Source organism: Pseudomonas sp., from assembly GCF_035554175.1.
In the GTDB taxonomy this organism is placed as follows: Bacteria; Pseudomonadota; Gammaproteobacteria; order Pseudomonadales; family Pseudomonadaceae; genus Aquipseudomonas.
In genome coordinates, this window is sequence record NZ_DATMIV010000021.1 from 71,747 (window position 1) to 92,000 (window position 20,254).

Genomic DNA, 20,254 nt, shown 5'->3' on the forward strand with positions numbered 1-20,254 from the left:
CTTGAAAAGTCCGCAATGCCTTACCTCGCGTCCGCCGGCCACGGGCAATAACAGCCCACCGCCAGCGTGTGCGTTGCATTGACCGGCCGATCTTCCGTCAGGGCATGCAGGATCGGTTCGATAAAGCTGTTGCTGGAGTTGCAGGTCAGACCTTCGCTGTACGGGCCGAAGTAGGCGAGTTTGCCGCTGCGATCCCAGATCGCCACGGCGGGGCTGGCGGGGATCTGTTCGGAACCGGGCAGGACGATGATGGTTTTCAGGCTGGCGAGGGTGGCGGGCAACTGGCCGTGGCTGCCGGGCTTTTGCACGGCGAAGAACTCCACGCCGCGAGGGCCGAACTGTTCGACCATCTCGCTCAGGTGCTGCTGATTGCCGACATTGCACGGGCAGGCCGGGTCCCAGAAGTGCACCAGACGAATATTGCCCCGCCCGGCGAGGTTGTCCGGCAGGCGCAGCGGGTCGCCGGAAAACACCGCTGTGTGTTCGCTGAACGCGCGCAGATAGCGGCCCTGAAACCAGTCATACGCCGCCCACAGCACCCCGGCGCAGATCAGTGCGAGCAGGCTGGCGAACAGTGCGGTGCGGTAGGGCGAACGCATGGATCAGGTTCCTCGGAGGTCGGTTAGCTTGCCATGCTTGCTCCGACAGATGAATATCGCAGGCCGATAAAGTCCGTTTACCGCTTTGGAATGTCCGCATGCCTGATACTTTCGACCCCGATCATTTACGCGCCAGCCTCAAGCCCTTGGCCGAGTGGCAGCCGTTATCGGATGAGGCGAAGGCTTATCAGCGCTTCTACAAAACCGACTTTGCCGAGCGCGATGTCTGGCGCGGCATGGGCCGTTTTGAGGTCGATGGCTACGAGTTGGTCAGCCATTGCTGGTGGCCGGAGAAGGTCAAGGCGACGCTGTTTCTGCTGCACGGTTACTACGATCACATCGGCTTGTACCGGCATGTGATCGAATGGGCGCTGGATCAGGATTTCGCCGTGATTGCCTGCGACTTGCCGGGGCATGGTCTGTCGAGCGGGCCACGGGCGAGCATCCGCGATTTCGCTGAATATCAGCACATGCTGCAAGCGCTGTTTGCTGAAGCCAATTCGATCTCGCTGCCGCAGCCTTGGCACTTGTGCGGGCAAAGCACCGGTGGCGCGATTGTCGTCGATCACCTGCTCAACCATGGCGAGAACAGCCCGGCGCAGGGGCAGGTGATTCTGCTGGCGCCGTTGGTGCGACCACGGGCGTGGGGCTGGTCGCAGCTCAGTTATTACCTGCTGCGGCCGTTTGTCCGCGGCGTTGCGCGACGTTTCAGCGAGAATTCCAACGATCCGGACTTTCTGCCGTTTCTCCAGGCCGACCCGTTACAACCAAGGCGCCTGCCGACGAAGTGGGTGGGCGCGCTGTCGCGCTGGATCATTCGCGTCGAGCACGCGAAAAAAAGTCCGCGGCGACCGCTGATCATTCAGGGGCAGGCGGACATGACTGTGGACTGGCAGCACAATCTGCAGGTGCTGAAATGGAAGTTCGACCGGCCGCAAATTCTGCTGCTGGCCGAGGCGCGACATCATCTGGCCAATGAAACGGCGGAGATGCGCGAGGAGTATTTCGAATTCCTGAGCAAGCGGATCAGGGGCCGGCATCTCTGAAGCGTAAGGCAAGATCAAAACATCGCAGCCTTCGGCAGCTCCTACAGGGGGACGCGTTTCAATGTAGGAGCTGCCGAAGGCTGCGATCTTTTAAGGTTGCCCGACCGCCAACCCCGCCCGAATCGCCGCCAGCGCCGCTTGATAGTAAGCCTTGCCCTCGGTCGACTCGGCAAACGTCGCAAACTCCTCCAGCTCTTCATCCGACAAGTCGCGATAGACGTAGAGCAGCGTGTTGTTCAGATCGGCGCCGATCTGATCCATCAGGCGCTGGCGCTGACCGTTCAACATACCCTGCGCCTGACCACCGCCAAGCAGTCCCGGGATCATCGAGCTCAAACTGTCCGCCGCCACGCCGGCAATCGCCAGACTGACCTCGGCGCCAGCCTCACGGGCCGGCAGAGCCTGGGCAAGATGACCGATGATCAGCAGGCGGCTGTCGCTGGCTTGCATCTTCGGCAGACCCTGAGCGTTTTTCGCCAGTTGATCGCGACGGGTCGCGAGCAGTTCGGCGGCGACGATTTTCTTGCCCAGCGGTGATTGAAAGAAGCTCAGCGCGGGTTTCGGGTCGGCGAGTTTTTGCCGCAGTTGCGCCTCGGCGCGTTGATCCATGGCCTGCGCGGCGAAGCGCTGGTTGCTGTTGTTGACCAGCGCTTGAAACACCGCGGGCGGCAGGCTGTTCTGATAGCGCTGCTGGGCGGCGCTCAGGGCATCGTTGAAATGCGCGCGTTGTTCTGGCCAGCCGGCGACCTTGTACAGCTGATCGTGGCCGTCGGCCCAGGCGGGCAATACGCAGAACATCAACAGTGAAAAAAGCAAACGGCGCATAGGGACTCCTGTCAGCAGCCGACTATTCTCCGTGCGGTGCCGGTACTTGTCGAGAATTCGTATCGAGGCGCTGCGTGGCTCTGTCGGATTTGTTGCCGCCGGCATACTATGCGCGCCATGCCGATATCCTCTGAACACCCGCTGCTGTTACGCATCGTCGACGACCTGGCCGAGCATGGCTGGTCGCAGCAGAACATCTTCCTGCCCCCCGATCTGACCCGGGCGCTGGCGGCCGAGTGCCGTAAACGTGAAGCCGAGGGCGAACTGGCTCCGGCTGCGGTCGGGCGCGGGCCGTTCTCAGAGATTCGCGAAGGTATTCGCGGCGACCATATCCAGTGGATCGACCCGGGCCAGGCCGAGGCTACCGACCGTTATCTGAGCCTGATGGACAGCTTGCGCGAAGCGCTCAATCGCGGTTTGTTTCTCGGTCTCGAAGACTTCGAATGCCATTTCGCCCTGTACCCGCCCGGTGCGTTTTACCGCAAACACGTCGACCGCTTTCGCGACGATGACCGGCGCATGGTTTCGGCGGTGATTTACCTCAACGATGCCTGGCTGCCGGAGGACGGCGGGCAACTGCGCATGTACCTGAACGATGAGCGCGTGCACGACGTGCAGCCGACCGGCGGCTGCCTGGTGGTGTTTCTCTCCGGCGAAGTCCCCCACGAAGTGATGCCGGCCAATCGCGAGCGGCTGTCGCTGACCGGTTGGTTCCGTCGCCGTGGCAACGAGCCGTTCTGAACATGCACAAGGTTCTGGTCAGCCGCTGCCTGTTGGGCCATCGCGTGCGTTATGACGGTGGGGCCAGTGGGCCGTTTGATCTGCTTGAGCAGTGGATCGCAGAAGGGCGGGTAGTGCCGTTGTGTCCGGAGGTGGCCGGTGGTTTGCCGACGCCGAGGGCGGCGGCGGAGATTCCCGGTGGACAGGGTGGCGCGGTGCTTGATGGCGTTGCGGCAGTGATCACCACTGACGGGGAGGATGTCAGCGCGCAATTTCTCGAGGGTGCACGGCAAGCGCTGGAACTGGTGCGCAAGCACGGCATTCAGGTGGCGGTGCTCAAGGCCAACAGCCCTTCCTGCGGGAATCTGCTGACCTATGACGGGACGTTCAGCGGGGTCAAAGTCAGTGGCGAAGGGGTGACGGCGGCGTTGCTCAAGCGTCATGGCGTGCAGGTTTTCAGTGAGCTTGAGCTACCGCAAGCCGCGCAGGCCCTGACCCGACTCGACTAAAACTCCAGCACAAATCCAACTGTAGGAGCTGACGAGTGAAACGAGGCTGCGATCTTTTGATCTTCAAAATCAACATCAAAAGATCGCAGCCTTCGGCAGCTCCTACGGTTTGGTGAGCCACTTCTCGGTCAGCGCCGCTAGGCGCCCGTCATCTTTTATCCGCTCCAGCGCGCTCTTGAGGCTGGCCTGAAACGCCGGATTACCCTTCTGAAACGGGATCGCCAACTCAACCGGCGCCGCCGCTTTCGGCTTCTCCTCGGTCAACGCCTGCACCAGCACCATCGGCCGGGGCGCATCGTCCTTCTTCGCCAGCAGTTGCCCGTCGACCTCGCTGTACGGTTCGCTGAAGTCGAAACGATCCTTGAGTTCGGGTGTCAGTGCTATGTGGTTGAGCGCGACGTCGTACTTGCCGCTTTCAACGCCCTGGAGCAGGTCGCCCTCATCGGTGACGATGAAGTCGGCGCGTACATCCAGCTCCTTGGCCAGAAGTTGCCCAAGCTCGACCTCGAACCCTGTGAGTGTGTCGCCTTCCTTGTAATTGAAGGGCGGTGTATTAGCCTCAAGGGCTATGCGCAACTCGCCACGGTCGTTGACGTCATCAATCAGTTCGGCGTGAGCCAGCGGGCTCAGAAGGGGTAGCAGGCAGATCAGGCCAGGCAGCAAGCGCATGGTCACTCCTTTGAAATCATTATCGCGACGCTCTGATTCAGGCTCGCTTTGCTATGGTTGTCGAGTGCCTTCGACAACGAATGGTCATGAAGTTGTCATGACCGTGCGGATTTTACGGAAAAACTGGAGAAGAAAATGAAAAGCTTTATGTCACGTGCAGCGTTGGCCGGTGTGTTGATGGGTGTTTCGGTGCTGGCCAGTGCGGCGACACCGGCTCCAAAAGGCGCCGAAGTGTTCATCGTTTCTCCCGAGGACGGGGCTACGGTCTCCCAGGAATTCAAGGTCAAGTTCGGCGTCAAGAACATCGCGCTGGCCCCGGCGGGTGACACCACCAAAAACACCGGCCACCATCACCTGCTGATCGACGTCGACGACCTGCCGGCCGAAGGCGCGCCGATCCCGACCGACGCGCACCACATGCATTTCGGCAAGGCGCAGACCGAAGCCACGATCAAACTCGCTCCGGGCAAGCACACCTTGCAACTGATCCTCGGCGACAGCGGCCACATGCCGTTCGACCCATCGATCGTTTCGGAAAAAATCACGGTAAACGTGAAATAAAAAAAGGGAGCCCTGCGGGGCTCCCTTTTTTATTTCAGCCTCAAGTTGCTAGCTGCAAGCGGCAAGTAAAAGCAAAAGCGCTTTTCTCTTGCCGCTTGTAGCTTGAGGCTTGTAGCTGCTCTTAAAAGAGGACACGGCTGCGGATAGTACCGTTGACGTGTTGCAGCTTCTCTTGCGCCAGCTCCGAGTATTCGGCGTCGACGTCGATCACCACGTAGCCGACCTTCTCGTTGGTCTGCAGGAACTGACCGGAGATGTTGATGCCGTTTTCGGCGAATACCTTGTTGATCTCGCTCATCACACCCGGGATGTTCTCGTGGATGTGCAGCAGGCGGTGCTTGCCAGGGTGAGCCGGCAGGGCCACTTCCGGGAAGTTCACCGACGAAACGGAGGTACCGTTGTCGCTGTACTTGACCAGTTTTTCCGCCACTTCCAGACCGATGTTGGCTTGCGCTTCGGCGGTCGAGCCTCCGATGTGCGGGGTCAGGATCACGTTGTCGAGGCCACGCAGCGGGCTTTCGAATTCCTCGTCGTTGGAGCGTGGCTCCACCGGGAATACGTCGATGGCTGCGCCGATCAGGTGTTTGTCCTTGATCGCGTCCGCCAGGGCGTCCAGCTCGACCACGGTGCCTCGAGCGGCGTTGATCAGGATGCCGCCCTTCTTGATCGCACGGATTTCCTTCTCGCCGATCATCCACTGGGTCGCAGCGGTTTCCGGCACGTGCAGGGTGACGATGTCGGACATGCCCAGCAGCTCGTGCAGGTTGCCGACCTGGGTCGCGTTGCCCAGCGGCAGCTTGGTCACGGTGTCGTAAAAGAACACCTGCATCCCTAAGCCTTCAGCCAGGACCGACAGCTGCGTGCCGATCGAGCCGTAGCCGACGATGCCCAGCTTCTTGCCACGGATCTCGAACGAGTTGGCGGCGGACTTGATCCAGCCGCCACGGTGGCAGGAAGCGTTTTTCTCCGGGATGCCGCGCAGCAGCAGGATCGCTTCGGCCAGCACCAGCTCGGCCACAGAGCGGGTGTTGGAGTACGGGGCGTTGAACACGGCGATACCGCGCTCGCGGGCCGCGCTGAGGTCAACCTGGTTGGTGCCGATGCAGAAACAGCCGACCGCGACCAGCTTCTTCGCGTGATCGAAGATCTCTTCGGTCAGTTGCGTGCGCGAGCGAATGCCGATGAAGTGAGCGTCAGCGATCTTTTCCTTGAGCTGGGCTTCGGGCAAGGAGCCAGTCAGGTATTCGATGCTGGTGTAGCCCGCCGCCTTGAGGACGTCGACAGCCGATTGGTGGACGCCTTCGAGAAGAAGGAACTTGATCTTGCTCTTATCGAGAGAAGTCTTGCTCATCTGCGTAAACCTGTATCCCGGAGAAAAATGGCAGGAAATGGTCAACAGAGATTGACCTGGACGACAACAAAGCCGTCACCGCGGATCTGGCCTTGGGCACTGTCCTGCGGGGTCGGTATGCTAGCATAGCCACCCCGCTAAACACTCATTCCTGCGACGTGAAGCGTTCTCAGGATGACCATGAATTGTTCGAGAGTTCTGTCGATGACCAATCCTGCGCTGATTGATGAACTGAAGACCCTGGTTGAGCCTGGCAAAGTCCTCACCGACGCCGACTCCCTGAATGCTTACGGCAAGGATTGGACCAAGCATTTCGCTCCGGCGCCCAGTGCCATCGTGTTTCCCAAGACCATCGAACAAGTGCAGGCCGTGGTGCGCTGGGCCAATACCCACAAGGTTGCGCTGGTGCCGTCCGGCGGGCGTACCGGGCTGTCTGCCGCTGCGGTGGCGGCCAATGGCGAGGTGGTGGTTTCGTTCGATTACATGAACCAGATTCTCGACGTCAACCTCACTGACCGCACCGCCGTGTGCCAGCCGGGCGTGGTCACCGAACAGCTGCAGAACGTCGCCGAAGAAAACGGCCTGTACTATCCGGTCGACTTCGCTTCGGCGGGTTCCAGCCAGATTGGCGGCAATATCGGCACCAATGCCGGTGGGATCAAAGTGATTCGCTACGGCATGACCCGCAACTGGGTGGCCGGCATGAAAGTCGTCACTGGCAAGGGCGATGTGCTGGAGCTGAACAAGGACTTGATCAAGAACGCTACCGGTTACGACCTGCGTCAGCTGTTCATCGGCGCCGAAGGCACCCTCGGTTTCGTCGTCGAAGCCACAATGCGTCTGGATCGTGCGCCGAAAAACCTCACCGCCATGGTTCTCGGTACTGCCGATTTCGACTCCATCATGCCCGTGCTGCACGCGTTCCAGAGCAAGCTTGACCTGACTGCATTCGAATTCTTCTCCGACAAGGCCCTGGCCAAGGTCATCGGGCGCGGTGATGTGCCGGCGCCGTTCGAAACCGATTGCCCGTTCTATGCGCTGCTGGAGTTCGAAGCGACCACCGAAGAAGTGGCCAACAGTGCCCTGGAGACCTTCGAACACTGTGTCGAGCAAGGTTGGGTGCTCGACGGCGTGATGAGCCAGAGCGAAACCCAGCTGCACAATCTGTGGAAATTGCGCGAGTACATCTCCGAAACCATTTCCCACTGGACCCCGTACAAGAACGACATCTCGGTCACCGTTTCGAAAGTGCCGGCGTTCCTGCGGGAAATCGACGCGATTGTCGGCGAGCATTACCCGGATTTCGAAATCGTCTGGTTCGGCCATATCGGCGACGGCAATCTGCACCTGAACATCCTCAAGCCGGAAAACCTGAGCAAGGACGAGTTCTTCGCCAAATGCGCCACCGTCAACAAATGGGTGTTCGAAACCGTCGAGAAGTACAACGGCTCGATCTCCGCCGAACACGGCGTGGGCATGACCAAACGCGATTACTTGACCTACAGCCGCTCGCCGGCGGAGATCGAGTACATGAGAGCGGTCAAAGCGGTGTTCGACCCGAACGGCATCATGAACCCAGGCAAGATTTTCCCGGTTTGATCGCAAATCTCTGTTGAATCAATGAAGGCAGGAGTCGGTAAATGAGCTATCAGCACCAGTACGTCGACGGCACGCGCATCCACTTCCCGATCGGGAAAGTCGTGTGCATTGGCCGCAATTACGCCGAACACGCCAAGGAACTGGATAACCCGGTGCCGACCGAGCCGCTGCTGTTCATCAAACCGGGCAGTTGCGTGGTCCCGCTGGAAGGCGGTTTCAGCATTCCGACCGAGCGTGGTTCGGTGCACTACGAAGCGGAAATCGCCGTGTTGATCGGCAAACCCTTGTCGACCAGACCGAGCCGCGAAGAAGTCCTCGATGCGATCTCTGGTTTCGCCCCGGCGCTGGACCTGACCCTGCGTGACAAGCAGGCTGAGCTGAAAGCCAAAGGCCTGCCGTGGGAAATCGCCAAGTCGTTCGACGGCGCGGCGGTGATCGCCCCGTTCGTGGTCGGCAGCACCTTCGCTGACCTCACCGACATCGGCATTCGCCTGACCATCAACGGCGAAGTGCGCCAGGACGGCAACAGCAGCGCGATGCTCAACCCGATCGTGCCGATGATCCAGCACATGGCCGGCTGCTTTTCGCTGCAGGCCGGCGACGTGATCCTCACCGGTACGCCGGTGGGCGTCGGCCCGCTGAACGTCGGCGATGAGATCGTCCTCGAACTGCCGGGCGCGAGCCGCTTCAGCAGCAGCGTGCGCTGAACCCATCACCGCAAAACTCCTTGTAGGAGTGAGCCTGCTCGCGAAGTCGGATTGTCAGGCGAAGATGATGTCGTCTGACCCGGCGCAATCGCGAGCAGGCTCGCTCCCACATTGTTCCGTGGCGTGCCGTAGAGAGCTGACAGCGTACGCCAATCCCGCCATTTCCCGTTTTTTTCACATCCTCTCTGGATAATTTCCGCCATTCTGGCGTCTCAGCCGGCCTGTTTATGCTATTACCCTTGGCCTGAATTTACGGAACGCGTCCTTGATGGCATCTCGAACTCAGCACAAACCTACCCTCCGTTCCCGCTTCGCCCTGCGCTGGTATGTCTGGCTGTTGCTGGTCATCGCGGCGGCCTACGGGCTGGCGTTCGCCATGCATTGGGATGACCGCGGTGTGCTTTGGGTGCTGGAGCGCTTCGAGAGCAAGGCCGAGCAGAAGGAAAGCGTCTGGCTGCCCGACTACCAGGTGGTCATCGACGCCAAGCCGTTACCGGGCATGGAGAAGGACGAAGCTTCGGATCTGGCCTACAACCCGCAGACCAAAACCCTGTTTTCAGTGATGGGCAAAAATCCGTTCCTCGCGGAGCTGTCCCTGCAAGGTGACGTGCTGCGCAAAATGCCGCTGGTGGGCTGGAGCAATCCGGAGGGTCTGACGGTCATGGAAAACGGCCTGATGGCGATTGTCGATGAGCGCCAGCACACGTTGTCGATCGTCAAAGTCGATGCCGGTACTCGGGCGCTGAACATCGCCGACTTCCCGAAGTACGACCTCGGGCCGTCGAAAGACCAGAACAAGGCCTTCGAAGCCATCACCTGGGATCCGCGCAACCATCAACTGCTGCTGGGCGAGGAGCGGCCACCGGCATTGTTCACCTGGAAAAGCGATGGCAGCCAGACCTTGACCGGCGCCAAGCAGAAGCTGGTCAGCGATGAGCTGGACATTCGCAATCTTTCAGCGCTGGCTGTCGATCCGCGCACTGGTCATCTGCTGGTGTTGTCGGCGGACTCGCACCTGTTGCTGGAACTGGACGAGAGCGGTGAGCAAGTCAGCTTCATGACCCTGCTCGGCAACTTCAACGGCTTGAAAGACACCATCCCCCGCGCAGAAGGCCTGACCATGGACGAGGACGGCACGCTGTACATGGTCAGTGAACCGAACCTGTTCTATCGCTTCGAAAAACACCGGTAATGCATTCCTTGTAGGAGCTGCCGAAGGCTGCGATCTTTTGATCTGCTTTTGAACGTCAAAGTCAAAAGATCGCAGCCTGCGGCAGCTCCTACAGGGGTTGGCTTGTGGTCCGAGGCAACTGGCCATTAAGCTTCAATTCAGACGGGCGTGATATTTCATCGGCCCGTTTTGAATCCGAGCCCGCCCGAATGCGTCGACTTGCCCGTCCCAAACCGCTGGTCATCCTCTTTTCGGTGATCGCCCTGATCGCGTTGATTGCGATTGGCCAATACCTGCGCCTGTTCGAGCGCGCGTGGTTCAATCTGCACACGCTGTGGCAGCCGCTGAGCAGCGAGGCGATCGGTCTGGATCAATATCGGGTGACGATCGAGGCGCGGCCGATCGACGGGCTCGACGATGACGTCTCGGCGCTGACCTACGATCCGGTGCGCAAAAGCCTGTTCACCGTCACCAACAAGAATTCCGAACTGATCGAGCTGTCGCTGGAAGGGCAGATCCTGCGACGCATCGCTCTGGTCGGTTTCGGCGATCCGGAAGCCGTCGAGTACATCAGCGCTGACACTTACGTGATCACCGACGAGCGCCAGCAACGCCTGATCAAGATCCACCTCGACGCCGACACCACGTTCCTCGATGCCGAGGATGCCGAGCAAATGACCTTGGGCGTGCACATGGCCAGTAACAAGGGTTTCGAGGGGCTGGCTTACGATTCGGTGGGCAAGCGACTGTTCGTGGCGAAAGAACGCGACCCGATGCTGATCTACGAAGTCCACGGCTTTCCGCATTTCAAACCGGACAAGACTTACGCGGTGCACGTAATCAACAACCCCAAACGCGACGCCGGGATGTTCGTGCGTGATCTGTCGAGCCTGCAATACGACGAGCGCAGCGGGCACTTGCTGGCGCTGTCGGACGAGTCGCGGTTGATTATCGAGCTGGATGTCGACGGGCGTCCGTTGAGCACCATGTCGATCAGCGGCGGCCGTCAGGGTCTGCACAAGACCGTGCCGCAGGCGGAGGGGATTGCCATGGACGATGACGGGACGTTGTATCTGGTGAGCGAGCCGAACCTGTTTTACGTCTTCAAAAAGCCTTCACCAAACTGACAAACACCAAAAAACACTGTGGGAGCGAGCCTGCTCGCGAATGCGCCCGTTCAGCCAACATCTTGAGTGACTGATCGATTGCATTCGCGAGCAAGCTCGCTCCCACAGGTTTATTTATCAGCCCATGGCAAGTGGGCAGTCTGTTACTCAGCCTTCAGCGTCTTCACGCCTTCGCTGGTGCCCAGCAACAACAGATCCGCCGGGCGTGCCGCGAACAGTCCATTGGTGACCACACCGACGATTGCGTTAATCTGCGCTTCCAGCTCTACCGGGTTGGTGATCTGCAGGTTGAACACGTCGAGAATGATGTTGCCGTTATCGGTCAGCACGCCTTCGCGGTACACCGGGTCACCGCCCAGTTTCACCAGTTGCCGAGCGACGTGGCTGCGGGCCATCGGGATCACTTCCACCGGCAGCGGGAAAGCACCAAGCACCGGCACCAGTTTGCTGGCGTCGGCGATGCAGATGAAGGTCTTGGCCACGGCGGCGACGATCTTCTCGCGGGTCAGGGCCGCGCCGCCGCCCTTGATCAGGTTCAGGTGCGCGTCGCTTTCATCGGCGCCGTCGACGTAGAACTCCAGATCGCTGACGGTGTTCAGCTCATACACCGGAATGCCGTGGCCCTTGAGACGCGCAGCGGTGGCTTCGGAGCTGGCAACCGCGCCATCGAAAGCGCCCTTGTGTCGGGCCAGAGCGTCGATGAAGCAGTTGGCCGTGGAGCCGGTGCCGACGCCGACGATGCTCTTGTCGTTGAGTTTCGGCAGGATGAAGTCGACGGCGGCCTGGGCCACGGCCTGTTTGAGTTGATCCTGGGTCATGCGGGCTCCGAAGCGGGCAAGGGATTGGGCAGAAAGGCCGGCATTATAGCCACAAGCGTGGCTAAAACCTCTGGATTCGTGTGGTCGTCCGGCTGAAAGGCGGGTTAGACTCCTTGGCCCTGCCCAACCCGCTCAGTGATGCTTTCCGATGCTCGAACAGTACGTCAAAAAGATCCTCACCTCGCGCGTTTATGACGTTGCCGTAGAAACCCCGCTGCACAACGCTCGCCAGCTTTCCGAGCGGTTGGGCAATGACATCTGGCTCAAGCGCGAAGACTTGCAGCCGGTGTTCTCGTTCAAGATTCGCGGCGCCTACAACAAGCTCACCCAGCTCAGCGACGAAGAGCGCGCCCGTGGCGTGGTGACGGCGTCGGCGGGCAACCACGCGCAAGGTCTGGCCCTGGCGGCGAAAGTGCTAGGCGTCAAAGCGACCATCGTGATGCCCAAGACCACCCCGGAAATCAAGGTCGAAGGCGTGCGCTCGCGCGGCGGCAAAGTGGTGCTGCATGGTGATTCGTTCCCCGAAGCCCTGGCCTACTCGCTGAAACTGGTCGACGAAAAAGGCTACGTCTATATCCACCCCTACGATGATCCGCACACCATTGCCGGGCAGGGCACCGTGGCCATGGAAATTCTTCGCCAGCACCCGCAGCCGCTGGACGCGATCTTCGTCCCGGTCGGCGGCGGCGGGCTGATCGCCGGCATCGCTGCCTACGTAAAATACTTGCGCCCGGACATCAAGGTGATTGGCGTCGAGCCGGACGACTCGAACTGCCTGCAAGCGGCGATGGCAGCGGGCGAACGCGTTGTTCTACCGACCGTGGGCATCTTCGCTGACGGCGTGGCGGTGGCGCAGATCGGCCAGCACACCTTCGATATCTGCAAGGATTACGTCGATGAAGTGATTACCGTCAGCACCGACGAGATCTGCGCGGCAATCAAGGACATCTACGACGACACGCGTTCGATCACTGAACCCGCCGGCGCGCTGGGTGTGGCCGGGATCAAGAAATACGTCGAGCAACGTGGCGTCAGTGGCCAGACGTTCGTCGCCATCGACTCCGGCGCCAACGTCAACTTCGACCGCCTGCGCCACGTCGCCGAGCGCGCCGAACTGGGTGAAGGCCGCGAAGCGATCATCGCCGTGACCATCCCCGAGAAGGCCGGCAGCTTCAAGGCGTTCTGCGAGGCAGTGGGCAAGCGCCAGATCACCGAATTCAACTACCGCTACAACACTGGCAGCGAAGCGCACATCTTCGTCGGTGTGCAGACCCACCCGGAAAACGACCCGCGCAGCGCATTGCTGGCGAGCCTGACCGAGCAGGGTTTCCCGGTCACCGATCTGACCGACAACGAACTGGCCAAGCTGCACATCCGCCATATGGTCGGTGGCCACGCAGCGCATGTGATTGATGAGTTGGTATTCCGCTTCGAGTTTCCGGAACGTCCGGGCGCACTGTTCAACTTCCTCAACAAGCTGGGTGGGCGCTGGAATATCTCGATGTTCCATTACCGCAACCACGGCGCTGCCGATGGCCGTGTGGTCGCGGGCCTGCAGGTGCCCCACGACGAGCGTCATCTGGTGCCGGCGGCCCTTGAGGAAATCGGTTACCCGTACTGGGATGAAAGCGAGAACCCGGCCTATCAGCTGTTCCTCGGCTGAGCGACTACGCTGATGGGCATCGCCCTAGGGATGAGAAATACATGGAAACCCTGACCACCCTGAAAATCCTTCACGTCGCGGCGACCGTGGTCATCCTCGCGAGCGGGCTGCTGCTCGCCGCGCTGACCTGGCGTAATCGCAGCGAAGGGCCGGCCAGTACGATGCAGCGTCCCTGGCTGTTTGTCTGGTGTCTGATGCTGATCGCCATGTTCAGCATGCCTTTCACCGGCTGGTGGCTGGTGCACCTGGTCGGCTGGCCGTTGGGGCAGTTGTGGATTCTGGGATCGAGCGTGATCTATGCCGTGGCGACGTTCAGTGCGGTGTGGCTGCTCGTTCGGCTGAACCGGCTGTGGACAACCGGGGTCGGCAACCGGAAACTCAGTCTGGCGCTGGCGATAGTCTGCGCCATCGGATTTCTCGCTGTTGCCGGGTTGATGGGGGCCAAGCCTGTTTAAGGCCTGGAACCGAGTCGAACCCATTCGCGAGCAAGCTCGCTCCCACATTGGATCTGGGTCGTTCACAAATTCCCTGTGGGAGCGAGCTTGCTCGCGAAGGCGTAATCAGCCGCGCAACGAAATCACCGGCCAGCCACGCTTCTCGGCTTCGGCACGCAAATTCGGATCCGGATCGACAGCCACCGGATTCGCCACCTGCTCCAGCAACGGCAGATCATTCATCGAGTCGCTATAGAAATAGCTGCCCTCCAGCGAATATCCAGTCTCCTCCAGCCACCGATTCAGACGCGTCACCTTACCTTCACGAAAACATGGAATGTCGGTGCTGCGCCCGCTGTAGCGGCCGTCGATCATTTCGCATTCGGTGGCGATCAAGGTTTCCACGCCCAGGCGCACGGCGATCGGTGCCGTCACGAAACGGTTGGTGGCGGTGATGATCACCAGTTTATCGCCGGCGTCGCGGTGCTTTTTCAGCAGCTCCAGCGCTTTGGGCAGCACGATCGGCTCGATGCAGTCGCGCATGTAATCGCTGTGCCAGGCATCGAGCACGGCCATTTCGGTGCGGCCGAGAATTTCCAGGCAGAAGTTCAGGTAGGCGGCATTGTCCAGCTTGCCGGCCAGGTAATCCTGATAGAACTCATCGTTGCGCGCCTTGTAGGCGATCGGGTCGAGGAAGCCACGCTCGCACAGATAATCGCCCCAAGCGTGATCGCTGTCGCCGCCCAGTAGGGTGTTGTCCAAATCGAATAGAGCCAGGCGCATTGCAGTTACCCGCTGAAAAGTCAGTAAAAAGGCGACAAGAATACGGTCTTTTCACAAGAGTGCACATAAGGTAGGAACCTTCGTTGCCGCCCGATCAAGCTTTGTGGAACAATGCGGCGACATGCGTTTGCGAGGTTGTTGCCGTGATCGACCCCGATGGTTTCCGCCCCAATGTCGGGATCATTCTGACGAATGACGCCGGCCAGGTGCTATGGGCTCGCCGTATCAATCAGGACGCCTGGCAGTTTCCGCAAGGGGGGATCAACCCCGAGGAGACGCCGGAAGACGCCTTGTACCGCGAGCTGAACGAAGAAGTTGGCCTGGAACGTGAAGATGTAGAAATACTGGCCTGTACCCGGGGCTGGTTGCGCTATCGTTTGCCGCAACGCCTGGTACGTACCCACAGCCAACCGCTGTGCATCGGCCAGAAACAGAAATGGTTCCTCCTGCGCCTGATCTCCAACGAGCAGCGGGTGCGGATGGATCTGACCGGTAAACCGGAGTTCGATGGCTGGCGCTGGGTCAGTTATTGGTATCCGTTGGGCCAGGTGGTGACATTCAAGCGCGAGGTGTATCGACGCGCTCTCAAAGAGCTTGCCCCGCGCCTTTTAGCGCGCGACTGACGACGGAGTTCGACCCCGAGCCATGCTCAATACGCTGCGCAAGATCGTCCAGGAAGTTAACTCCGCCAAGGATCTCAAGGCGGCGTTGGGGATTATTGTGTTGCGCGTCAAAGAGGCCATGGGCAGCCAGGTCTGCTCGGTCTACCTGCTTGATCCGGAAACCAATCGCTTCGTCCTGATGGCCACCGAGGGCTTGAACAAGCGCTCGATCGGCAAGGTCAGCATGGCCCCCAACGAGGGTCTGGTCGGTCTGGTCGGCACGCGTGAAGAACCCCTGAACCTCGAAAACGCTGCGGATCACCCGCGCTATCGCTATTTCGCCGAAACCGGTGAAGAGCGTTATGCCTCTTTCCTCGGGGCGCCGATCATTCACCACCGCCGCGTCGTCGGCGTGTTGGTCATCCAGCAGAAAGAACGCCGTCAGTTCGACGAAGGCGAAGAAGCCTTCCTCGTGACCATGAGCGCGCAGCTCGCCGGCGTTATTGCTCACGCCGAGGCCACCGGGTCGATCCGCGGTCTGGGTCGTCAGGGCAAGGGCATCCAGGAAGCGAAGTTCGTCGGCGTGCCGGGTTCACCCGGGGCTGCGGTCGGTACTGCGGTGGTCATGCTGCCGCCGGCGGATCTGGACGTGGTGCCGGACAAGACCATCACTGACATCAACGCCGAACTGGCCTTGTTCAAGACCGCCATCGAAGGCGTGCGCGCCGACATGCGCGCCTTGTCCGCCAAGCTCGCGACCCAGCTGCGCCCGGAAGAACGCGCGCTGTTCGACGTCTACCTGATGATGCTCGACGATGCCTCGCTGGGCAGTGAAATCACCACCGTGATCAAGACCGGCCAGTGGGCGCAGGGCGCGCTGCGTCAGGTGGTCACTGAACACGTCAACCGTTTCGAACTGATGGACGACGCCTACCTGCGTGAGCGCGCCTCGGACGTCAAGGATCTCGGCCGGCGTCTGCTCGCCTATCTGCAGGAAGAGCGCCAGCAGAACCTGGTCTACCCGGAAAAAACCATTCTGGTCAGCGAAGAACTGACGCCGGCGATGCTCGGCGAGGTGCCGGAAGGCACGCTGGTCGGTCTGGTCTCGGTGCTCGGTTCGGGTAACTCCCACGTTGCGATTCTCGCCCGGGCCATGGGTATTCCGACGGTAATGGGTCTGGTCGACCTGCCGTATGCCAAGGTCGACGGCATTGAAATGATCGTCGATGGCACACGCGGCGAGGTCTACACCAACCCCAGCGAAGTGCTGCGCAAGCAGTTCGCCGAGGTGGTGGAAGAAGAGAAACAGCTGGCCCTGGGGCTCGACACCCTGCGTGATCTGCCATGCGTGACCCTCGACGGCCACCGCATGCCGCTGTGGGTCAACACCGGCCTGCTCGCCGATGTGGCGCGGGCGCAGAAGCGTGGCGCCGAAGGGGTTGGTCTGTACCGCACCGAAGTGCCGTTCATGATCAACCAGCGCTTCCCCAGCGAAAAGGAACAACTGGCGATCTACCGCGAGCAGCTCGCCGCGTTCCACCCGCAACCGGTGACCATGCGCAGCCTCGACATCGGCGGTGACAAGTCGCTGTCGTACTTCCCGATCAAGGAAGACAACCCCTTCCTCGGCTGGCGCGGCATTCGCGTCACCCTCGACCACCCGGAAATCTTCCTGGTGCAGACCCGCGCCATGCTCAAGGCCAGTGAAGGCCTGAACAACCTGCGGATTCTGCTGCCGATGATCTCCGGCACTCACGAGCTCGAAGAAGCCCTGCACCTGATTCACCGCGCCTGGGGCGAAGTGCGCGACGAAGGCACCGACGTGCCGATGCCGCCAATCGGCGTGATGATCGAAATCCCGGCTGCGGTGTACCAGACCAAGGAACTGGCGCGGATGGTCGACTTCCTCTCCGTCGGCTCCAACGACCTGACCCAGTACCTGCTGGCGGTGGATCGCAACAACCCGCGGGTGGCCGACCTCTACGATTACCTGCACCCGGCGGTGCTGCAAGCCCTGCAAACCGTGGTCACTGACGCGCATGCCGAAGGCAAACCGGTGAGCATCTGCGGTGAAATGGCCGGTGATCCGGCGGCGGCCGTGCTGTTGATGGCGATGGGATTCGACAGTCTGTCGATGAACGCCACCAACCTGCCGAAGGTGAAGTGGATGTTGCGCCAAGTGAATCTGAGCAAGGCTCAGGAGCTGCTGGCGGAGTTGATGAAGATCGATAACCCGCAAGTTATTCACAGCTCGCTGCAATTGGCGCTGAAGAATCTCGGGTTGGCGAAGATGAATCCGCCGGTTGTGAACAAAGCTCTCTAGTCGCTGATGGTTCTGTGGCGGGGGAGCTTGCTCCCGCTGGAGTGCGAAGCGCTCCCAATCGGCCCAGTGAGTCTTCCCCGGATTTCACGTCGGTCGGATTACGGCTGCTTCGCCGCCGAGCGGGAGCAAGCTCCCTCGCCACACATTGATGTCGCTCAAATAGTGATATCCACCTCGCCCAAATGCCCTCCATACGGCCCAAAACTGCGCTCGGCCATCCGCCGCGTACCGTCCGCCTGCACAATCAACGCTGTACTCGCCCGAGTGCCGTAACTCTGGCTGGCAATAAATACGCTCGAGAGCAGCGCTTCAGTCGCCATTCCAACTCCGGTATCTGGCAGCTCGGCCTCCGGCGCGGGTTGCGCATCGCTCAACAAGGCCAGCAGTTGCTCAGGCTGCGGATCGTCCAGCACAGCAGTCAACGCAGCCTTGGCCTTGAGCAGTTTTGGCCACGGTGTATCCAGTCCGGCATTGGATAACCCGTAAACCCCAGGCTGGAGCATCACCGGTTCCGACGCCCGTGCATTGAAATGCCACAGCTCGTGGCTGTTGCCCAGCAGCAGATTGAACCCTGCATACTCCGGCGCACGCCCGACCACATCGCTCAAATAATCATCAATCGACGCATCACCGGTGAGAAACCGCGCCACCAACTCACCCCGGGACTTTCGTGCCGGCGGCTGCTGCGGATCGCGAATATTGGTCAGAGCGGCAAAGCGTCCATTGGCGCCGATGCCCAGCCAGGTGCCGCCGGCTTCAAGATCGCGTCCGGCATGCACCTGCGGCGCCTCGGGCCATGGCGCCAGCGGCAGGCTCGGGCGGGCGTAGAATTCATCGCGGTTGGCCGCAACGATCAGCGGCAGGGCATGGCCCGGGCGCCAGGCGAAAACAATCAGGCACATAAGGTGATCCTTGTGTGTTTTTTGCTCACTCTACGCATCCGGCGCCCGTGCATCCATCGCCAGTGGAGCAGAAGGCTGCGCATCCGTTACCATGCCGCTCCTGTTTTTGGCGATGCGTGCGGACGACGGTCATGGAATTTCTGCTCTATCTGGCGCTGGGCGCCTGTGCGGGTGTGCTCGCCGGGCTGTTTGGCGTGGGCGGCGGGATCATCATCGTCCCGGTGCTGGTGTTCAGTTTCACCCTGCAGGGCTTCGACCCGTCGATTCTCACGCATTTGGCGGTGGGCACGTCGCTGGCGACGATCATTTTCACTTCGGTCAACGCCGTGCGTGAACATCACCGTCGTGGCGCGGTGCGCTGGGCGATCTTTCGCTGGATGACCGTGGGCATTCTGCTTGGCGCCGGTTTCGGTGCTTTGACTGCAGAAGCGATCTCCGGGCCGAACCTGCAAAAGATCATCGGCGTTTTTGCTCTGGTGATTGCCGTGCAACTGGCGTTGGATGTCAAACCCAAGGCCAGTCGAACGGTGCCGGGCGGACTCGGCCTGACCGTCGCCGGCACTGTGATTGGCTGGGCCTCGGCGATTTTCGGCATTGGCGGTGGCTCGCTGACCGTGCCGTTTCTGACCTGGCGCAGCGTGCCGATGCAGCAGGCTGTGGCCACCTCGTCGGCCTGTGGCCTGCCGATTGCGTTGGCCAGTGCAGCAAGTTTCATGATTCTGGGGTGGCACGATCCGTTGCTGCCAGCCCATAGTCTCGGTTTTGTGTATGTGCCGGCGTTGTTGGGCATCGCCCTGACCAGCATGGTGTTCGCCCGCCTTGGCGCGCGCCTGGCGCACAGGTTGTCGCCGCGCTTGCTGAAAAGGCTGTTCGCCGCTTTGCTGTTCTGCGTAGGTTTGAGCTTTCTGCTCTGATCGCGTGGCAATCCTGGCTTAATCCTGAGGTGGCAGCGTCACCCGGGAATTCTGCTTTCAACTCTAACAAGGAGTCGCAATGCTGCCTTACCCGCAGATCGACCCGGTGGCCCTGGCCATCGGTCCGCTGAAAATCCACTGGTACGGTCTGATGTACCTGATCGGCATCGGCGGCGCGTGGCTGTTGGCGTCGCGCCGGCTCAACCGCTTCGACCCGACCTGGACCAAGGAGAAACTCTCCGATCTGGTGTTCTGGCTATCGATGGGCGTGATCGTCGGCGGCCGTCTGGGTTACGTGCTGTTCTACGACCTGAGCGCGTACCTGGCCAACCCGACGCTGATTTTTGAAGTGTGGAAGGGCGGCATGTCGTTCCACGGCGGTTTCATCGGCGTGATGCTCGCGGCCTTGTGGTTCGGCAAGCGCAACGGCAAGTCGTTCTTCCAACTGATGGACTTCGTCGCGCCGATGGTGCCGATCGGTCTGGGCGCCGGGCGCATCGGCAACTTCATCAACGCCGAGTTGTGGGGCAAGGCCACCGACGTGCCGTGGGCCATGGTGTTCCCGCCGTTCAGCGATCCGGCGCAACTGCCGCGTCACCCGTCGCAGCTGTATCAGTTCGCTCTCGAAGGCGTGGCGCTGTTCCTGATCCTGTGGATTTTCTCCCGCAAGCCGCGGCCGACCATGGCCGTCTCCGGCATGTTCGCGCTGTTCTATGGCATCTTCCGTTTCATTGTCGAGTTCGTCCGCGTCCCGGATGCGCAACTGGGCTATCTGGCCTGGAACTGGCTGACCATGGGCCAGGTGCTCTGCGTGCCGATGATCGTCGGTGGGCTGTTGCTGATCTGGCTGGCCTATCGTCGCGCCCCGGCAGCGCCGCTCGCGCCGACGGCTTAAACTACGAACCCCGGCGCGCGACGCCGGGGCTCAAAG

21 protein-coding genes are annotated in these 20,254 nt (G+C 60.8%); 14 read left to right on the forward strand and 7 right to left on the reverse strand.

Going from position 1 to position 20,254, the window contains the following annotated elements; all coding sequences use genetic code 11:
* Positions 1-20 precede the first annotated feature (20 nt).
* Complete coding sequence (locus tag VNV36_RS11070; RefSeq protein WP_325717786.1) at positions 21-599, reverse strand: DUF6436 domain-containing protein; 579 nt, start codon at positions 597-599, stop codon at positions 21-23.
* Between the two features lie 98 nt (positions 600-697).
* Here VNV36_RS11070 and bipL point away from each other — a divergent pair, with 98 nt between their 5' ends.
* Entirely contained in the window at positions 698-1,645 is a 948-nt protein-coding gene (bipL, locus tag VNV36_RS11075; RefSeq protein WP_325717787.1) for a phospholipase BipL, read from the forward strand.
* Positions 1,646-1,735: 90 nt separating this feature from the next.
* Here the strand turns inward: bipL and VNV36_RS11080 are convergent, their stop codons facing one another.
* Positions 1,736-2,470 carry a DUF2059 domain-containing protein gene (locus VNV36_RS11080; RefSeq protein ID WP_325717788.1) on the reverse strand — a complete coding sequence of 245 codons (735 nt, stop codon included), beginning with the start codon at positions 2,468-2,470 and terminating at the stop codon, positions 1,736-1,738.
* A gap of 108 nt (positions 2,471-2,578) precedes the next feature.
* Here VNV36_RS11080 and VNV36_RS11085 point away from each other — a divergent pair, with 108 nt between their 5' ends.
* Positions 2,579-3,211: a 2OG-Fe(II) oxygenase gene (locus VNV36_RS11085; RefSeq protein WP_325717789.1), complete on the forward strand. Its 633-nt coding sequence runs from the start codon at positions 2,579-2,581 to the stop codon at positions 3,209-3,211.
* 2 nt (positions 3,212-3,213) lie between these two features.
* Complete coding sequence (locus VNV36_RS11090; protein ID WP_325717790.1) at positions 3,214-3,699, forward strand: 2-thiouracil desulfurase family protein; 486 nt, start codon at positions 3,214-3,216, stop codon at positions 3,697-3,699.
* A 102-nt stretch (positions 3,700-3,801) separates the two neighbouring features.
* Here VNV36_RS11090 and VNV36_RS11095 read toward each other — a convergent pair whose 3' ends face one another.
* Positions 3,802-4,368 carry a transporter substrate-binding domain-containing protein gene (locus VNV36_RS11095; protein ID WP_325717791.1) on the reverse strand — a complete coding sequence of 189 codons (567 nt, stop codon included), beginning with the start codon at positions 4,366-4,368 and terminating at the stop codon, positions 3,802-3,804.
* A 135-nt stretch (positions 4,369-4,503) separates the two neighbouring features.
* On the opposite strand from VNV36_RS11095, the gene VNV36_RS11100 reads away from it, so the two are divergent.
* Positions 4,504-4,929 (forward strand): DUF4399 domain-containing protein, encoded by a 426-nt coding sequence (locus tag VNV36_RS11100; protein ID WP_325717792.1) that lies wholly within the window; start codon positions 4,504-4,506, stop codon positions 4,927-4,929.
* A gap of 121 nt (positions 4,930-5,050) precedes the next feature.
* Here VNV36_RS11100 and serA read toward each other — a convergent pair whose 3' ends face one another.
* Complete coding sequence (gene serA, locus VNV36_RS11105; protein ID WP_025112046.1) at positions 5,051-6,280, reverse strand: phosphoglycerate dehydrogenase; 1,230 nt, start codon at positions 6,278-6,280, stop codon at positions 5,051-5,053.
* Between the two features lie 204 nt (positions 6,281-6,484).
* Between serA and VNV36_RS11110 the strand changes: the two genes are divergently transcribed.
* The 4 genes from VNV36_RS11110 to VNV36_RS11125 all read left to right on the forward strand — a co-directional run bounded on the left by VNV36_RS11110 (position 6,485) and on the right by VNV36_RS11125 (position 10,884).
* Positions 6,485-7,879 carry a D-2-hydroxyglutarate dehydrogenase gene (locus tag VNV36_RS11110; protein WP_325717844.1) on the forward strand — a complete coding sequence of 465 codons (1,395 nt, stop codon included), beginning with the start codon at positions 6,485-6,487 and terminating at the stop codon, positions 7,877-7,879.
* A gap of 41 nt (positions 7,880-7,920) precedes the next feature.
* Positions 7,921-8,586: a fumarylacetoacetate hydrolase family protein gene (locus VNV36_RS11115; protein WP_325717793.1), complete on the forward strand. Its 666-nt coding sequence runs from the start codon at positions 7,921-7,923 to the stop codon at positions 8,584-8,586.
* A 268-nt stretch (positions 8,587-8,854) separates the two neighbouring features.
* Complete coding sequence (locus VNV36_RS11120; protein ID WP_325717794.1) at positions 8,855-9,778, forward strand: SdiA-regulated domain-containing protein; 924 nt, start codon at positions 8,855-8,857, stop codon at positions 9,776-9,778.
* A 188-nt stretch (positions 9,779-9,966) separates the two neighbouring features.
* Positions 9,967-10,884, forward strand: a complete 918-nt coding sequence (locus tag VNV36_RS11125) for an SdiA-regulated domain-containing protein (protein ID WP_325717795.1) — start codon at positions 9,967-9,969, stop codon at positions 10,882-10,884.
* Between the two features lie 143 nt (positions 10,885-11,027).
* Here the strand turns inward: VNV36_RS11125 and rpiA are convergent, their stop codons facing one another.
* On the reverse strand, positions 11,028-11,702 hold the full coding sequence (gene rpiA, locus VNV36_RS11130) for a ribose-5-phosphate isomerase RpiA (RefSeq protein ID WP_325717796.1): 675 nt from the start codon (positions 11,700-11,702) through the stop codon (positions 11,028-11,030).
* A gap of 148 nt (positions 11,703-11,850) precedes the next feature.
* Here rpiA and ilvA point away from each other — a divergent pair, with 148 nt between their 5' ends.
* Complete coding sequence (gene ilvA, locus VNV36_RS11135) at positions 11,851-13,365, forward strand: threonine ammonia-lyase, biosynthetic (RefSeq protein WP_325717797.1); 1,515 nt, start codon at positions 11,851-11,853, stop codon at positions 13,363-13,365.
* A gap of 41 nt (positions 13,366-13,406) precedes the next feature.
* Positions 13,407-13,820, forward strand: coding sequence for a DUF2269 family protein (locus tag VNV36_RS11140; RefSeq protein WP_325717798.1), 414 nt, complete (start codon positions 13,407-13,409; stop codon positions 13,818-13,820).
* A gap of 105 nt (positions 13,821-13,925) precedes the next feature.
* On the opposite strand, the gene VNV36_RS11145 is transcribed toward VNV36_RS11140, so the two are convergent.
* Positions 13,926-14,582: a histidinol-phosphatase gene (locus tag VNV36_RS11145; RefSeq protein ID WP_325717799.1), complete on the reverse strand. Its 657-nt coding sequence runs from the start codon at positions 14,580-14,582 to the stop codon at positions 13,926-13,928.
* A 143-nt stretch (positions 14,583-14,725) separates the two neighbouring features.
* Here VNV36_RS11145 and VNV36_RS11150 point away from each other — a divergent pair, with 143 nt between their 5' ends.
* Positions 14,726-15,205 (forward strand): RNA pyrophosphohydrolase, encoded by a 480-nt coding sequence (locus VNV36_RS11150; protein WP_003229203.1) that lies wholly within the window; start codon positions 14,726-14,728, stop codon positions 15,203-15,205.
* A 22-nt stretch (positions 15,206-15,227) separates the two neighbouring features.
* Positions 15,228-17,507: a phosphoenolpyruvate--protein phosphotransferase gene (gene ptsP, locus VNV36_RS11155; protein ID WP_325717800.1), complete on the forward strand. Its 2,280-nt coding sequence runs from the start codon at positions 15,228-15,230 to the stop codon at positions 17,505-17,507.
* 155 nt (positions 17,508-17,662) lie between these two features.
* On the opposite strand, the gene VNV36_RS11160 is transcribed toward ptsP, so the two are convergent.
* Entirely contained in the window at positions 17,663-18,409 is a 747-nt protein-coding gene (locus VNV36_RS11160) for an NRDE family protein (RefSeq protein WP_325717801.1), read from the reverse strand.
* A gap of 131 nt (positions 18,410-18,540) precedes the next feature.
* Here VNV36_RS11160 and VNV36_RS11165 point away from each other — a divergent pair, with 131 nt between their 5' ends.
* Together VNV36_RS11165 and lgt are read left to right on the forward strand one after the other, a co-directional pair.
* On the forward strand, positions 18,541-19,323 hold the full coding sequence (locus VNV36_RS11165; RefSeq protein WP_325717802.1) for a sulfite exporter TauE/SafE family protein: 783 nt from the start codon (positions 18,541-18,543) through the stop codon (positions 19,321-19,323).
* A 79-nt stretch (positions 19,324-19,402) separates the two neighbouring features.
* Complete coding sequence (lgt, locus tag VNV36_RS11170) at positions 19,403-20,218, forward strand: prolipoprotein diacylglyceryl transferase (protein WP_016772683.1); 816 nt, start codon at positions 19,403-19,405, stop codon at positions 20,216-20,218.
* Positions 20,219-20,254 lie beyond the last annotated feature (36 nt).

What these genes read in the sequence shown, in the direction of transcription:
- VNV36_RS11070 (WP_325717786.1), bottom strand. Translation starts at nt 599, where the DNA reads ATGCGTTCGCCCTACCGCACCGCACTGTTCGCCAGCCTGCTCGCACTG.
- bipL (WP_325717787.1), top strand. Translation starts at nt 698, where the DNA reads ATGCCTGATACTTTCGACCCCGATCATTTACGCGCCAGCCTCAAGCCC.
- VNV36_RS11080 (WP_325717788.1), bottom strand. Translation starts at nt 2,470, where the DNA reads ATGCGCCGTTTGCTTTTTTCACTGTTGATGTTCTGCGTATTGCCCGCC.
- VNV36_RS11085 (WP_325717789.1), top strand. Translation starts at nt 2,579, where the DNA reads ATGCGCGCCATGCCGATATCCTCTGAACACCCGCTGCTGTTACGCATC.
- VNV36_RS11090 (WP_325717790.1), top strand. Translation starts at nt 3,214, where the DNA reads ATGCACAAGGTTCTGGTCAGCCGCTGCCTGTTGGGCCATCGCGTGCGT.
- VNV36_RS11095 (WP_325717791.1), bottom strand. Translation starts at nt 4,368, where the DNA reads ATGCGCTTGCTGCCTGGCCTGATCTGCCTGCTACCCCTTCTGAGCCCG.
- VNV36_RS11100 (WP_325717792.1), top strand. Translation starts at nt 4,504, where the DNA reads ATGAAAAGCTTTATGTCACGTGCAGCGTTGGCCGGTGTGTTGATGGGT.
- serA (WP_025112046.1), bottom strand. Translation starts at nt 6,280, where the DNA reads ATGAGCAAGACTTCTCTCGATAAGAGCAAGATCAAGTTCCTTCTTCTC.
- VNV36_RS11110 (WP_325717844.1), top strand. Translation starts at nt 6,485, where the DNA reads ATGACCAATCCTGCGCTGATTGATGAACTGAAGACCCTGGTTGAGCCT.
- VNV36_RS11115 (WP_325717793.1), top strand. Translation starts at nt 7,921, where the DNA reads ATGAGCTATCAGCACCAGTACGTCGACGGCACGCGCATCCACTTCCCG.
- VNV36_RS11120 (WP_325717794.1), top strand. Translation starts at nt 8,855, where the DNA reads ATGGCATCTCGAACTCAGCACAAACCTACCCTCCGTTCCCGCTTCGCC.
- VNV36_RS11125 (WP_325717795.1), top strand. Translation starts at nt 9,967, where the DNA reads ATGCGTCGACTTGCCCGTCCCAAACCGCTGGTCATCCTCTTTTCGGTG.
- rpiA (WP_325717796.1), bottom strand. Translation starts at nt 11,702, where the DNA reads ATGACCCAGGATCAACTCAAACAGGCCGTGGCCCAGGCCGCCGTCGAC.
- ilvA (WP_325717797.1), top strand. Translation starts at nt 11,851, where the DNA reads ATGCTCGAACAGTACGTCAAAAAGATCCTCACCTCGCGCGTTTATGAC.
- VNV36_RS11140 (WP_325717798.1), top strand. Translation starts at nt 13,407, where the DNA reads ATGGAAACCCTGACCACCCTGAAAATCCTTCACGTCGCGGCGACCGTG.
- VNV36_RS11145 (WP_325717799.1), bottom strand. Translation starts at nt 14,582, where the DNA reads ATGCGCCTGGCTCTATTCGATTTGGACAACACCCTACTGGGCGGCGAC.
- ptsP (WP_325717800.1), top strand. Translation starts at nt 15,228, where the DNA reads ATGCTCAATACGCTGCGCAAGATCGTCCAGGAAGTTAACTCCGCCAAG.
- VNV36_RS11160 (WP_325717801.1), bottom strand. Translation starts at nt 18,409, where the DNA reads ATGTGCCTGATTGTTTTCGCCTGGCGCCCGGGCCATGCCCTGCCGCTG.
- VNV36_RS11165 (WP_325717802.1), top strand. Translation starts at nt 18,541, where the DNA reads ATGGAATTTCTGCTCTATCTGGCGCTGGGCGCCTGTGCGGGTGTGCTC.
- lgt (WP_016772683.1), top strand. Translation starts at nt 19,403, where the DNA reads ATGCTGCCTTACCCGCAGATCGACCCGGTGGCCCTGGCCATCGGTCCG.